Below are 14,419 nucleotides of genomic sequence, written 5' to 3'. Positions count from 1 at the left end.
GTTAAAAAAAAATGGGAGGGAGCAAAAGCTCCCTTCAATGGTTCATTAATTTTTATCAGTATATGAATAACCATAATGGTTATAACCATAACCATAGTAACTACTTGCTTTTTTTACTACTCCATTCAAAATACAACCTTTTACAACAACTCCTGTTTGCTCAAAACGTTTCACACTAACTTCAATCTCTTTCGCAGTATTAAGCTCAAATCTTGCAACCAATAATGTTGTACCAACATAATTACCAATAACCGCGGCATCTGTTACAGCTAAAATAGGAGGCGTATCTAATACTACGATATCATAATTTACACTAGCCCAGCTCAACAACTCACCAAACCGTCTGTGCATTAAAAGCTCAGCCGGATTCGGAGGCACCATTCCTCTAGATATATAGTCAAAACCAGCTGAGGAAATTGTTTTTATAGCTTTTTCAACTCCGATTTTACCTGAGAGTATATCAGATAGTCCATTAGCGTTACTTTCACCGAATAATTTGTGCGTATATCCTTTTCTCATATCAGTGTCAATAAATAAAACTTTTTTACCTGTCTGTGCAATTACAGCAGCCAGGTTCGAACTCACAAAAGTTTTCCCCGCATTTGGGCTTGCCCCAGAGATCATTAGGATATTATTTCTTGCTTCCATCATTGCAAAATGAAGGCTAGTACGTAATCCACGGATAGCTTCTATTGCTAGATCAGCAGGATTATCTACTGCTAGAAAGCCTTGTATTTCTTCTGTTGTTTTCTTACGCCAACCTTTAGTTTGAGTAATATTTTTCGTAAAACTTTCAGCGACAGGGATACTTGCGTAAACATTTATTCCTAATTCTTCAAGTTGCTCTGGTGTTTCAATGCCTCTGCGCAGAAAGATCCTTAATAAAACAAGGCCGGCAGAAACCATTGCGCCGAATATAATACCAATGAGTATGATGAGGATTTTCTTAGGCTTAACTGGTTTTGGTTGTGTAACTGCACTATCAATGATTCGCACATTACCTATGGCGCTGGATTTAGCAATATTTAATTCTTGCTGTCGATTTAACAATTGCATATATACTGCGCGACCAGACTCTACATCTCGGCTTAAACGTAGTATTTCTTGCTGTGTTTCAGGCATGGATGATACACGTTTATTAAGCTTTCCTCTCTCATCCTGAAGTGTTTTTCTTTTTTCCATCAGAGCCTTATATGTAGGATGTTCCTTTGTATAAAGCTGCGATATTTCTGACTCTCGGAAGGTTAATTCATTTAGTTGATTGTCAACATTAACTATTTGATCCAGAACAGACTTTGCTTCTAGCGATAAATCAACAGAATCACTTTGTCTCCTGTATTGATTTAATTTATCCTCTGCCTGGTCCAAATCACTACGAACTTGAGGTAACTGTTTACTTAAGAATTCAAGACTTTTAGCATCTTGTGCTGCTTGCCGTGAAATATTCTGTGCTAAATAATTTTCAGTAATACTATTAATAATACGCTCAATTAATGCTGGATTATCGCCGGTAAGTGAAAGAGTAAGCATTCCAGTATCTTTCCCTTGATCAGCTACAATCAAATTCTCCTGCAAATCCGTAATAGCTTTTAATCGACTTAAGTAACCGATTGTAAACTCAGTTCCGGGTTGAGCATCAATATCATCAATTTTTAGAGAAATACCCTTTTCATCAAGCAATTCTCCAACTTCACCAGTTATAGTTGAATCATCGATTGAAATAACAAATTTTCGTTTATCTAAAACCGTCAGTTTTATCTCTGGAACATCGTTTCCACTTTCAGGTATGTATAAACGTGATATAGATAAACTAGCAGGTTTATTTCCAATAAGACGAGAATATCCGCGACCTAATAGTGGAAAGTATTTTTGTTTTACTCGCGCTTGTAAGTTTAGATCATCAACTGTTTTACCTAAAATCATTCGTGATTGAATCAGTGAAATTTCTGGCGCAGACTGTGGTTGGCTGTCTGGCAGCATCTGGCTGAGATTGCTGAGTATTGCATTTGCCTGTTTTTGTTCAACCTGAACTAAAGCATCTGCTTGGTATATCGGCGTAGCAAATATAACATATACAAGAGCAATTAATGTAAAAAGAGAAGTAACTGAGATAATAAGTTTACGATGGTCAATGAATTCGCCAATAAGGCGACCTAAGTCAATTCCTTCCACATCTTTAGATGAAGTTTTACTCGTAGCTGATGACATGCAATGTTTCCTGAATTATGCACCTAATTTCTGAGCCCAAGCTTTTCCGGACTGCTCAATAAGTTTATAAACTGATAAAAAAGCCTCATCACTTTTTCGAAAAGGATCTGGTATATCTCGTTGATCTAACCAATGGCCAAATAACATTGTTTTCCCTCTTACCTCTGGCGCGATACGTCCTATCTGTTCCATATGAGATTTTTCCATTACCAAAATCAAATCATATTGACGCCCTAGAGACGAAGTAAACTGTCGTGCTTTATGCCCTAATAAAGATAATCCATGACTTTCTGCAACTTTAATCGCACTTTCGTCAGCAGGATACTCAACTAATGCCCCAGTGCCCGCAGAGTCAATCTTTTTATTTGGCAATAGTCTGCGTAGAATTCGTTCCCCAATAGGGGAACGACATATATTTCCCGTACAAACAACAAGTATAGAATCAAACATTATTGCATATCCTTGATGAATTTTACGGTTTCAGTCATGTCATGCACTCCACTTATCGTCGGCACTAATTGAGATATAACACGATTCCAACGAACCAATGGTGCAGTAGTCACATATACAATGTCATAGGGCTGCAATTGAAATTCTGTACCTAGAACCATGGCTGACGCATCCTGAGCGTTTAGTTGATAGATATTTGCTATTTTTCCTTCTTTTGCATCTTTCAACTGGCGGACTACAAATACTCCTGTTGCATCACTAGAAGCTTGTGACATCCCTTCGGCATTTCCTAGTGCTTCAGCCAAGGTCATCCCACTACGATCCATTTTGAGAGTACTTTGCTTACCTACTTCTCCCATTACGAAAACTTTCAAATCATCATTACGCGGTACAAAAAGTATATCTCCAGGATAAAGCATATGATTCTGTGTTAAATCCCCTTTTTGCATCAACGCATAGAGCGATATTTTTATATCCCTGCCATTATGGGTCAGTACAACATTGCGCCAGTCAGCATCTGGGCCTAATCCACCAGCAGCATTAATTGCATCCATCACAGTTAATGGGATATTTGTAATAGGCTGCTGTCCAGACTTTGTGACTTCACCTGTTACATAAGCCTTCTGCGATCTAAATGCAGCCACACTAACGTCCACTTGTGGACTTTCAATATACGTCGTCAACCGGCTGGCAATATCTTGCCGGACTTGACTAAGCGTTTTACCTTCCACCTTTAATTTACCGATATAGGGATAAAATATCGTCCCATCCGCATTTACCCAGTTACCTGTATCACTTGCACTACGATACTGGCCTGCTGGGGTCGTTAACTCAGGATGATCCCATACAGTAACCATCAGCACATCACCAACGCCAATGCGATACTCATAGCTTTTTAACAGGCTATCTAATTGTGGATTCGAACGGGCAATGACGGGTTCGGGACGGAGTTTATCTATCAGGCCGGGCGTCATGGGATAAACATTAACCAGTTTATCCAGATCGTAATCGCTATCCGGCAACTCAACCACGTTCTTACGGAGGCTATTCAACCCCTGCCCCGGCATGATTGTACAACCCGATAAAAACCCTATTGCTAATGCCAATGCCGAAAATCTAACAATTTTTTTCTTCATAATGTCACATCATCAGTAAACTAAAAGTGTCTCATTCCCAAACTACCGCGCATTTTTTAGCTTTTCACAGACTGTCGAAACCGGCGGTCACATACTAGCCTGCTGATATCCTAAATTCGCTATAGCCGGGCTATAAATTAAATGGTATTTCAATCCCGGCACTGGCACCAACGTCGTCGGTGTCGCTGTTATCAGCATCGGTGTACCAGAGAGAAGTATTTAAACGCACTGATTTATACACATCCCCGCTCCAGCCCAACTGAACTCCTTTCAGAGTATCCGATTGCGGGAAGGCTTTATTAATCGACTGACTTCTTGGATTGACCTTGGCATAGGCAAGGCGTGCGCTCCAGCGCTGGTTATCTTCTGTCACCAATTCAACCTTACCGGCATACAATTGGCCATCACCGCCCATTGCGTCACCCAGCGGATAACCTTGTTGATAATACCCGTCGGTATAAATGTGGTGGTTATAGCTGTAGTTGAGACGACTCAGGTTCGATCGAGTGTCATGTGCTTCCACATACCAGTTGACAGCATCTTTACCCCAACCGTGGTGTCCTTCAACCCCTCCAAGGAACATATTCGCAGAGGGAAGATAGCCGGCCTCGTCTTCACCAATAAGTTGACCATAGAAACTAATCGGCCAACCAAGCGTTGGCTCTAGCTTAAATTTAAAATCAAAACCAGCTAGCTGGTTACCCGGTTCATTCGCTGTACCGGTGTTATCTTTACCCGTAAAACCATCCCAGAAGCTGCTAAACGACTCCGGCCTCCCCTCCCCACCCCACTGCATAATGCGCGATGCGCCTAGTTCAAGGGACTGGAAAGGAGCAAACGTCAGACGACCGCCGATAATTTTGGTATGCGGTACGGCAGTATATTGATTCATCTGGCTGGCGGAAATCTGATACTGCCATGGGCCAATCCATCGCAGCCACCAGGTTTCCGGCGCGGCCTGTTCAGCACGCTGCATTAAAACGCCGGTCATTGGCCGCATCGCATCACCGCGGATCAGGCTGCCTTCATAACCCGGCCCCCACCACTGCGGCATCTGACCAAATGAGAGCCACTGGTTCCAGAACTTAACCGCGCCATAGGCGCCGTTAGCATTAAAACGTGAACCGTTGCTGATGCGCTCGTCACCTTCAACGTTGCCCTGCAGGTGCACATCCCACCATTCGCCGCTGTTATTAAAGGCCAATGATAAAGAGCTATCCGCAGGCTGATTCTGACCAAAGCCCTGCGGCGTTCCGGGCTTATCCGTTGAGGTGTAGCCGCTCACCCGAAAATCCGCTTTTAAAGAGTCGAGGCGCTGGTTGATTCGCGCCAGAACAACCTGTTCGGAAGAGTAAGAGGGTTTTGCCTTCTTAAGGGCCCGGTTAATCTCTTCCTGGCTCAGCGGCCAGGTCGACAGGCTGAGATGAATAACGCCGCGATCGGAGAGCCACGCCAGATCGTTGCGCAGTTCGTTGTCATTCATCACTAACCCGGAGGCATAGGCAAGTGAGCTGGCAGAAGTAAGCAGCCCTAATGCGAGTGCGATTCGCGCAATTTTTATCATTGTACAAGATCCATTTAAAGCCCCGTTTTCGCAAGCTGGCGCGACAAGGGGAACACTGATAGATGCAGCGCCCTCTGACGCCAACCTTTGCTATGTTTGGTCTACAGGTATTGGCCCGAGAAAACGAAAGCATGCCGATCGGAACGCCGTGCTAAAGCTCGTTTTCTACTCGCAGGCTACCTGCAGTACACAATGTATGCGAAATTGTTATTGAAGGCTATTCCATCGCACCTCATACCCGCAGTTTATCTGCCCGCTTCAAGATGAATACGTCCTGATTTGATGACAACTCGCTAGTATATACAGGTTGCGAAGAGAATCACCTGCATGGAGTCCACTTTAGGAATTTCTGTCGCATAAAATGAGATGTGATATAGAGAAAAGGCCTGGCCGCAGGTACGCTACCGCCCTTGGCTTAACAGCTACCAATGCACTGTACTTCTTTCCCTGTAAATTCGATCGTAGATTCCGATAAATCGGCGATTAATCCATCAAAGCAAACAATTTCGCGGCCATAAGTTTACGAGATTCTACCCTCAATTGGGAGCGTAATCTCACATTATCAGTTACGTAGCCAGCGCCACGAACCAATTGCCGATAACGCTATTGTTTTCTGCTCTTCACGTAAAAACGGAACCAGTACAAAGCAACTGAATAATCTCAACTTTATGATTTTATTGCTTTTTTCACCACAAAAAGAGTGTTGACTTAGTTTCAAGTTAATTATAGTTAGTCAACTACAAAAATTGATAGTAAAAAGAAGTATGCCACGCTGTTGTTATCATTAATAAATTCGATATTTAGCCAGAAAACTTATTTAGGAAACATCCTGGCTGATTATCATTGCGCTAATTATTGCGCAGAATGACCCATCACAAATTTATTTCATGGATATGAAATATCGCCGCTACTGACACTTTCATCATAAATTTCATATTGCATACAATGTGAACACGACATGATTCTTTCTGAATCCTTCATCTTTTCCACGTTTGTCTGAATCAGTAAAATCGCTTATGCAGATCGGCTCGGGTAAATGGTTTTTCCAGTGGGCCAATCTTCACCGCAATCTCGTTCAGCAAAGATTGGGTTGGCGCCTTCGCCCCCGTATTCAGCAGAAGCACCGGGATAATCACCATGCTCGCCAGACTGCCAAAGGATAACCGCACTGTATGAGTGGCGCGAACGCGTGACTGTAGCAGCAGAAAAATTGCGCTGCCTGCGGCTCCCAGCAGTAATCCGGCAATGACTTCAGAAGTTGAATGTGCGTGGACCATCAGTCGGGAGTAGCCAACCAGTCCGGCCAGAGCATAACCCACTATGACAGCAGTAAAACGAAGAGCTGGTGTAGCACGCGCGCACAGCAGCCATAAGAGGATTGGCCAGAAAGCTGAAGATAATGCGGTGTGCCCGCTAAAGCCAGTGAAATCCAGCTCGCGAATCCCAATACCCCAACCCATAAATGCCAGTTTTGATGCGCAGACAATTGCGCCAGTTATGCCAAACAGCAGCGCCCAGTGCCAGGCCAGCTGCTTTGAATCTTTTCGCAGAAAAAGCACGATAAACAATACTGCCGCACTGGGTAACAGTACGGTGCTATCGCCAAAAAAAGTGACAACCTGCCAGTTCATTTATCTTTCATCCTTTGACGATCTCTCCAGTTAGCAACGCCTTTCCCGCGACATTTATGTGGGCGTATGCAATCCTTAAGTTCACATTAATATGCACACGCTACCGTTGTTTAATGCGCAAACATGATCTCAGTCAAGTTTTATTTTCATGTTACACCTTGACTAAGGGCCGCTTACTTAAGAAAAATCTTAGTAAGTAATTATCAGCAAAGAGTAAATTTTGCTTGTCTGACCATTTCATCATGCTACGTCTTCTTCGACTACCAGAAGTCTCCGAACATTTGCTGCGTTCAAAAGCGATACACTATAACAATAAAATCAGCTAACTCATTGTATTTATAGGGCTATTAACCAGTTCTACGCGCAGTATCTGATATTGTGAATCTGACGTTGTGAACGGCCTCGAATCCTCTTTTCGTCATCAGATAATTCGGACCGTTCACTCTCACGCGCTAATAAGCACTGACGCGAAAACTACGCCAGCAGCTTCTTAATACTCTCGCGGAATTTTGCCCCTTCTTTATGGTTACGCAGCCCGTAGCTGACAAAAGCCTGCATATAGCCCATTTTTTTACCGCAGTCATAGCTGTCGCCAGTCATTAACATCGCATCGACTGACTGTTTTTTCGCCAGCTCGGCGATCGCATCGGTTAACTGAATACGTCCCCAGGCGCCCGGCTCGGTACGCTCCAGTTCAGCCCAGACATCGGCAGAAAGCACATAGCGCCCTACCGCCATCAGGTCGGAATCCAGGGTTTGCGGTTCATCAGGTTTTTCGATGAACTCAACGATTCGGGCAACCTGCCCCGCCGATTCCAGAGCGTCCTTAGTCTGGATAACGGAATACTCGGAGAGATCGCCTTCCATCCGTTTGGCCAGCACCTGGCTACGACCCGTTTCATTGAAACGCGCCACCATCGCGGCAAGGTTATAGCGCAGAGGGTCGGCGCTGGCGTCGTCCAGAATGATATCCGGGAGCACCACCACAAACGGGTTATCGCCAATCAGCGGGCGCGCGCAAAGAATGGAGTGACCTAAACCCAGCTGCTGGCCCTGACGCACGTTCATGATCGTTACGCCAGGAGGACAGATAGCCTGCACTTCCGCCAGAAGCTGACGTTTTACGCGCTGTTCAAGCAATGCTTCCAGTTCGTAGGAGGTGTCGAAATGGTTTTCTACGGCATTCTTGGATGAATGCGTCACCAGCACGATTTCCTTGATACCCGCAGCTACAATTTCATCAACAATGTACTGCACCATTGGCTTGTCGACGATCGGCAACATCTCTTTCGGAATGGCCTTGGTGGCGGGCAACATATGCATCCCTAATCCTGCTACCGGTATAACTGCTTTCAAACTCACCATTTTCATATCCACCCGTATGGTTATAAACCTTTTGATCCTGTCAGTTTGTATGTATCACTGGCATTTATCAGTGATGATACACGCTTGATACCTGCCATTCTGTCCGTCAAATTCTGAAATTACACGCTGAATTTAAGAATACACGCAAAGTCTACATACCAATAGACAGTTTTAAGAAAATTCTTATACGCATACTTTCTAAAGAATTTCCATTTAATTACAATGAGTTACTCACCAGCAGCACCTTATTTTATTCATAAGGTAGCGTAATGACGCTCATCGCTTCTCCATCATTTCTCTTTTAATACCTTGTAATCTTTCATCATGAATTGACACAGAACAAGTGACTGCAAAAAAATAAAAATCCAGCCCAAATAATCAATTATATTGATAATAAAATTATTTAACGTACAAAAGCGCCTGAATTGCAGCCAATTACCCGTCACGCTTGACTTCACGGTCAGCAATGATATTGCTGAAAAAAACGACGGGCAGCCCGCTGACTTAAACCCTCTTCGCTGCTGTTTTTACCGCTCGCCATCACATATAACGCTCATTACATCGTCCTGCAAAAATTGATCTACGGCAAGCCACGACATTAAGTAGTATAAAAATCCAAATTCAAGAAAATCGTTGATATATACATCAAATCTATTGATTGACTCTCGCGTTATCTAAGTAACGTATCCGCCTTCTGCTGCAGAGCAGCATGGTCCATCACCGCTAGGGTGACATCTGGCTTAACAAGCGAGCGTACCGCCTCCGCCCGTATCGCTGAAATTTCGCGCGTTAATTAATAAGTACCATCCCATAAGCGCATTGTGGAAAGGTTATATCCTGCACAACTGACTCTTTTATTTGCTGGTTTATTGGGAAGCGGGTTCGGGGCTGAGCTAATTAACAGCAGAAAATATTGCATTTTATCTATAGCTTATCCATGATCGATTCATGGCACTCTTAGGTTGTAAAGGTTTTAACTGAATATGGAATGGATTGCCGACCCCTCTATCTGGGCCGGGCTCATTACTCTTGTCGTTATTGAGCTGGTACTCGGTATTGATAATCTGGTTTTTATTGCCATTCTCGCGGAAAAACTTCCTCCCGCACAGCGAGACCGGGCCCGCGTCACCGGTCTGCTACTCGCAATGGTGATGCGCCTCCTGCTGCTGGCTTCGATCTCCTGGCTGGTCACGCTAACCAAACCGCTCATGACCTGGCACGATCTGAGCTTTAGCGCCCGCGATCTGATTATGCTGTTTGGCGGATTATTCCTCCTCTTCAAAGCCACCGTTGAACTTAACGAACGGCTGGAAGGGAAAGATAGCGATAACCCGACCCAGCGCAAAGGCGCCAGGTTCTGGGGGGTGGTAGCGCAAATCGTGGTGCTTGATGCCATCTTCTCTCTCGACTCGGTGATAACCGCGGTCGGCATGGTTGACCACCTGGCGGTCATGATGGCTGCGGTGATTATTGCCATTAGCCTGATGCTGATGGCCAGTAAAGCCCTCACCCGCTTTGTTAACAGCCATCCGACCATCGTTATTCTCTGTCTGAGCTTCCTGCTGATGATCGGCTTTAGCCTGATTGCCGAAGGCTTTGGTTTCCCTATTCCTAAAGGCTACCTGTACGCGGCTATCGGCTTCTCGGTCATGATTGAATCCTTCAACCAGCTGGCGATTTTTAACCGCCATCGCTTTCTCTCGGCCAACCTGACCCTACGCCAGCGAACCACCGAAGCGGTGATGAATCTGTTGAGCGGGCGCAAAGACAGTAGCGAACTGGATAGCGAGACCGCCTCGCTGGTTGCCCATCGCGACGATAACCCACTCTTCAATCCGCAAGAGCGGCGGATGATTGAGCGGGTACTGAATCTCAATCAGCGTACCGTCAGCAGCATCATGACCTCGCGTCATGACATTGAACATATTGATCTCAGCGCGCCGGAAGAGGAGATTCGCGCCTTACTCGACAAAAATCAGCATACCCGCCTCGTGGTTACCGGCGGCGATGATGACGAGGATATGCTTGGCGTCGTGCACGTGATCGATCTTCTGCAGCAATCATTACGTCATGAACCGCTCAATCTGCAGGTTCTGATTCGTCAGCCGCTGGTGTTCCCGGAAACGCTGCCGCTGCTTCCTGCGCTGGAGCAGTTCCGCAGAGCCAGAACCCACTTCGCCTTTGTGGTCGATGAATTTGGGTCCGTAGAGGGGATTGTGACGCTCAGCGACGTCATGGAGACCATCGCCGGAAATCTGCCTAATGAAGCAGAAGAGATCGATGCCCGTCACGATATTCACAAAAACGGCGACGGGAGCTGGACGGTCAACGGGCATATGCCGCTGGAAGACCTGGTCCAGTCCGTTCCTCTGCCGCTGGATGAGAAACGTGAATACCATACGGTTGCCGGTCTGCTGATGGAGTACCTGCAGCATGTGCCGCAGGAAGGTGAAGAAGTGAAACTTGACGGCTACGTGCTGCGCACGCTGCAGGTGGACAGCCATCGGGTACAAAAAGTACTGATAGTGCCGCCGGCGCAGTATGAAGATGAACTGGACTATGAAGTGTGATGCTCTCTTCGATGAAGCATCAAAAGCCGGACGCAGGCGGGTTAATCGATTTTTAAGGGTCTGCTAATCTTTCTGCCGGGTAGTGGCTATCGCCTTACCCGGCCGACAAAACCTAAATTCTCAACACATCCCTCGTTAGCCGTAGGCCCGCGCAGGCGAAGCGCCGCCGGCAATTCCAGAGGAATGCGCATTGCCGGCAATCTTAGCACGATGCGCTTCTTCTGCTTTTCCTGGCTAACTTATAGTTTGTCGAGCAGCTTCTTCACATCCTTGCCGTCCTGGGTGTTTTTATTGCGTTCAGCCCATTCGCTAAGCCGTTTCCTGGCTTCATCCTGCAGCTGCTTGCGGAGTATCTGGTCAACCTGCAGGCTGTAGCTCAGCGTCTGCCAGTTACCATAAATTCGCAAAGGGATCGCCGTCTGCTTAAGCCTGTCGATGAGTTTGCTTTCGCCCTTCCAGCCGCCCAGTACCCGGACGTTGAAGAGCATATCACAATCTTCTTTCAGCAGGTTGAGCTCACCCTGACCGGTCAGCGCCATCATGTCAGATTGGCCCTGCATATGCGTCAAGGTGACCAGCCCATTATTCAGCGCAAACTCGGTGCTGACAGAATCCAGTCGGGTCGCATTGTCGTAATTTTCCTGCGCCTGAACGTTGGTGCTGCGCTCGACGGCCTGCTGTACCAGCTTCTGGAAGTTGAGCCCTTCAGTGCGCGTATCAGTGAGCTGCGTTACCGCCTGCCCCTGCCAGCTGCGGCGGAACTCGTCGGCATCGATCTTACCGCCGGAGAACTCGCCGGTCAGCGAGAGCTTGCCGGTGAGGTTTATCGAATAATTAAACGCTTTCAGAATCGAGCCGATCTCGACGTTGTCGAGTTGCGGCTGGAAAGAGGCATGCGGCGTTGCGCCCCGCGCGTCGAGCGAGCCGGGGAGCGAGAGTCGTCCACCGTCCAGGCTCCCCTGCATCTGGTGAATCGTCAGCAGCCCCTGCTGGTTGCTGATTTCACTTTTCACCTGGGTAAAGTGCATTCCCCGCCACTGCAGCTGGTCAGCCGTCAGGTTCAGCCGGGCGTTAAACCCGCGCAGGGCGTTGTAATCCTGCTGAATATCGTTATCCGCAATAACCGGGCGCAGCTGCCTGTTCTGGCTTTGCCCTTGCTGGTTAACGCTATTATCGCCAGAGGCGGAGGCATGAGAAAGCAGGCTATCGAGGTTGAGCGTGCCCGCCTGAAGGTTCAGCGTCCAGTCAGGCTGGTCGCCCAGCACGACGCTGCCGTTGCCGGCAATGGTGCTGCCGTTAGCCGTTAAGTTCAGCCCATCGAAGCTGAGCTTTTTCGCATCCTCGACCCAGCTGGCCTGCATGCTGGCCTGGCCGCTAATCCCTTCGGGGGGAAGCTCCGCGCCGCGAAGCTGCCAGTTCAGTTGTGAAATATCCGCCTTCAGAGAATGAGGATAATCACCGCCCTGCACCTGGGCGGAGAAGGAAAGCGCCAGATCGCGCTGATCGCGGTTCACCCGGCCAGAGAAATCGACCGTGGCGCGATGGCTGCTGTCCTGCTCCATCTGCAAACGGATATCGCGCACCGTAACCTGCTCGCCATCTTCATGCTGAAAAAAGAGCACGCTATCGGCAATCTGTAGCTTCTGGACATCATACGACCAGCCGCGATCCTCCGGCACCTGAGGCAGCGTATTGTCGTGCGGGACGACCGGAGCCCCCTTGCTACGCACGGCTTCGGTTTTGGAGGTCAGCTGGATCACCGCGCCCTTTAACATCACCTGCTTGACCTGCAGCTGATGGGAGATCAGCGGCAGCAGCCCGACGTCAAGGCGCATATTATCCGCGCGAATAACGGGTTCTTCAGCACCCGGCGCGGTCAGGGTCATGCGGCCTGAGAGAATGCTGAGCTGCGGCCAGACGTGCCAGCGCAGCGGCCCATTGAGCTCGAGCTGATAGCCGCTACGATCCGCCACCTCTTTGACCATATAGGCGCGAAAATCGTTGGGGTTGACCAGCAATACCAGCGCGGTAAGACCGGCGACAACTACCGCCAGTAAGATCATCAGCGTGGTCAGAATTCGTCTCATGGCATCCTCAGCAAACCGCTAAAATTATCAATCCTTGTCGATTCGACTCGCTACCGCGCCCTGCTGGTCGCGATATTTCGCATCTTCGCGGCGATTATAAGGCCGCATCGCCGGCCCGGATAACGGCTCAAAACTTAACGCGCCGATCAGCATCCCCGGACGCAGCGCCAGCGGCAGCTTACCCGAATTATAGAATTCCAGTACGATGCAGCCGGACCAGCCCGGATCGATGCGGTGCGCGGTGACGTGCACCATCAGGCCCAGACGCGCCAGCGAAGAGCGGCCATCCAGCCAGCCGACGAGATCCGGCGGCAGGGTGACCGATTCAAAGGTCACCGCCAGCGCCAGCTCGCCCGGATGCAGGAAGAACGCTTCACCATCCGGCAGAACAATCTCTTCGCTCATCACGCGATCCAGCGCCGCGCTGACTTCCGCTTTAGGCCCGCTCAGGTCAATAAAGCCCGCCGTGTGCCCGCGGAAAGTCCGAAACTTATTTCCCAGCCGAACATCGACCGTCGCGCCGTTAATGCGCTCAACGGGCGGGCGCGGATTAATGGCCAGACGCCCCTCATCCAACCAGGCTTCTATATCTCGGTCGCACAGACGCATGAACGTTCTCCTTTAAGGCATTGCGCCCCTACGCCTTCCGGGGATAAGGGCAAATTGGCTTCTCTTTGCACGTTACACAATTCGTTCGTGTTATTCAAAGAACTGACTGATTTTGGCCTTCAATATATCGATGGCGATACGGTTCTTACCGCCGCGAGGCACGATAATATCGGCATACTGTTTGGAAGGGTCGATAAACTGCAGGAACATCGGGCGCACCGTTTTCTGGTACTGCGCCATTACAGAATCCATCGAACGCCCGCGCTCGTTAACGTCTCGCTTGATGCGCCGCATCAGGCAGATATCCAGCGGGGTGTCGACAAAAATGGAGAAACTGAGTTCGTTGCGCAGGCGGGCGTCGGTCAGCAGCAGAATCCCTTCGAGAATGATGACTTTCTTCGGTTCAATATGAATGGTTTCCGGCATACGGGTATGCTCAACGTAGCTATACACCGGCAACTCTATCGGCTGGCCGCTTCTCAGCATCTGCAAATGCTGAAACAGCAGACTATGATCCATGGAGCTTGGGTGGTCATAGTTGGTTTTTACACGCTCTTCCATCGACAGATGACCTTGATCCTTGTAATAGCTGTCTTCCGGAATAACGCCGATATGTTCATCGCCGACCTGTTCACGTAATTCACGATATAGCGTACTGGCGATAAGGCTTTTGCCCGAAGCCGATGCGCCGGCGATGCCTATAATGACGCACTGATGAGACGTATCAGTCATAAATTTTTGCGACCTGATTAACCTGGGAATGTAGGAAGGGTGGCGGTTGACCGCCAAACGCCGCAAT

At 48.1% G+C, this 14,419-nt stretch carries 10 protein-coding genes; 1 reads left to right on the top strand and 9 read right to left on the bottom strand.

Going from position 1 to position 14,419, the window contains the following annotated elements:
- Window positions 1-45: 45 nt before the first annotated feature.
- The 6 genes from ABLV30_RS14205 to galF all read right to left on the bottom strand — a co-directional run bounded on the left by ABLV30_RS14205 (window position 46) and on the right by galF (window position 8,360).
- Entirely contained in the window at window positions 46-2,208 is a 2,163-nt protein-coding gene (locus tag ABLV30_RS14205) for a polysaccharide biosynthesis tyrosine autokinase (RefSeq protein ID WP_187227899.1), read from the bottom strand.
- 15 nt (window positions 2,209-2,223) lie between these two features.
- Window positions 2,224-2,658 (bottom strand): protein tyrosine phosphatase, encoded by a 435-nt coding sequence (locus tag ABLV30_RS14200; RefSeq protein WP_116280315.1) that lies wholly within the window; start codon window positions 2,656-2,658, stop codon window positions 2,224-2,226.
- Window positions 2,658-3,794: a polysaccharide export protein gene (locus ABLV30_RS14195; RefSeq protein ID WP_116280314.1), complete on the bottom strand. Its 1,137-nt coding sequence runs from the start codon at window positions 3,792-3,794 to the stop codon at window positions 2,658-2,660. Before ABLV30_RS14195 ends, ABLV30_RS14200 begins: the two co-directional genes overlap by 1 nt.
- Before the next feature lie 130 nt (window positions 3,795-3,924).
- Window positions 3,925-5,358 carry a capsule assembly Wzi family protein gene (locus ABLV30_RS14190; protein WP_187227897.1) on the bottom strand — a complete coding sequence of 478 codons (1,434 nt, stop codon included), beginning with the start codon at window positions 5,356-5,358 and terminating at the stop codon, window positions 3,925-3,927.
- Between the two features lie 1,001 nt (window positions 5,359-6,359).
- Window positions 6,360-6,989, bottom strand: a complete 630-nt coding sequence (locus ABLV30_RS14185) for a phosphatase PAP2 family protein (RefSeq protein WP_116280312.1) — start codon at window positions 6,987-6,989, stop codon at window positions 6,360-6,362.
- A 474-nt stretch (window positions 6,990-7,463) separates the two neighbouring features.
- Window positions 7,464-8,360, bottom strand: a complete 897-nt coding sequence (gene galF / locus ABLV30_RS14180) for a UTP--glucose-1-phosphate uridylyltransferase GalF (RefSeq protein ID WP_016946203.1) — start codon at window positions 8,358-8,360, stop codon at window positions 7,464-7,466.
- A gap of 977 nt (window positions 8,361-9,337) precedes the next feature.
- On the opposite strand from galF, the gene ABLV30_RS14175 reads away from it, so the two are divergent.
- Window positions 9,338-10,924 carry a TerC family protein gene (locus ABLV30_RS14175; protein ID WP_265800236.1) on the top strand — a complete coding sequence of 529 codons (1,587 nt, stop codon included), beginning with the start codon at window positions 9,338-9,340 and terminating at the stop codon, window positions 10,922-10,924.
- Between the two features lie 239 nt (window positions 10,925-11,163).
- Here ABLV30_RS14175 and asmA read toward each other — a convergent pair whose 3' ends face one another.
- The 3 genes from asmA to udk all read right to left on the bottom strand — a co-directional run bounded on the left by asmA (window position 11,164) and on the right by udk (window position 14,352).
- Entirely contained in the window at window positions 11,164-13,011 is a 1,848-nt protein-coding gene (gene asmA, locus ABLV30_RS14170; protein ID WP_265800238.1) for an outer membrane assembly protein AsmA, read from the bottom strand.
- A gap of 27 nt (window positions 13,012-13,038) precedes the next feature.
- On the bottom strand, window positions 13,039-13,620 hold the full coding sequence (gene dcd / locus ABLV30_RS14165) for a dCTP deaminase (protein WP_004852489.1): 582 nt from the start codon (window positions 13,618-13,620) through the stop codon (window positions 13,039-13,041).
- Between the two features lie 90 nt (window positions 13,621-13,710).
- Window positions 13,711-14,352, bottom strand: a complete 642-nt coding sequence (udk, locus tag ABLV30_RS14160) for a uridine kinase (protein WP_004122537.1) — start codon at window positions 14,350-14,352, stop codon at window positions 13,711-13,713.
- Between the last annotated feature and the right edge of the window lie 67 nt (window positions 14,353-14,419).

Source organism: Klebsiella sp. CN_Kp113 (genome assembly GCF_040064585.1).
In the GTDB taxonomy this organism is placed as follows: Bacteria; Pseudomonadota; Gammaproteobacteria; order Enterobacterales; family Enterobacteriaceae; genus Klebsiella; species Klebsiella michiganensis.
This window is presented reverse-complemented; position numbering and strand designations above follow the sequence as displayed.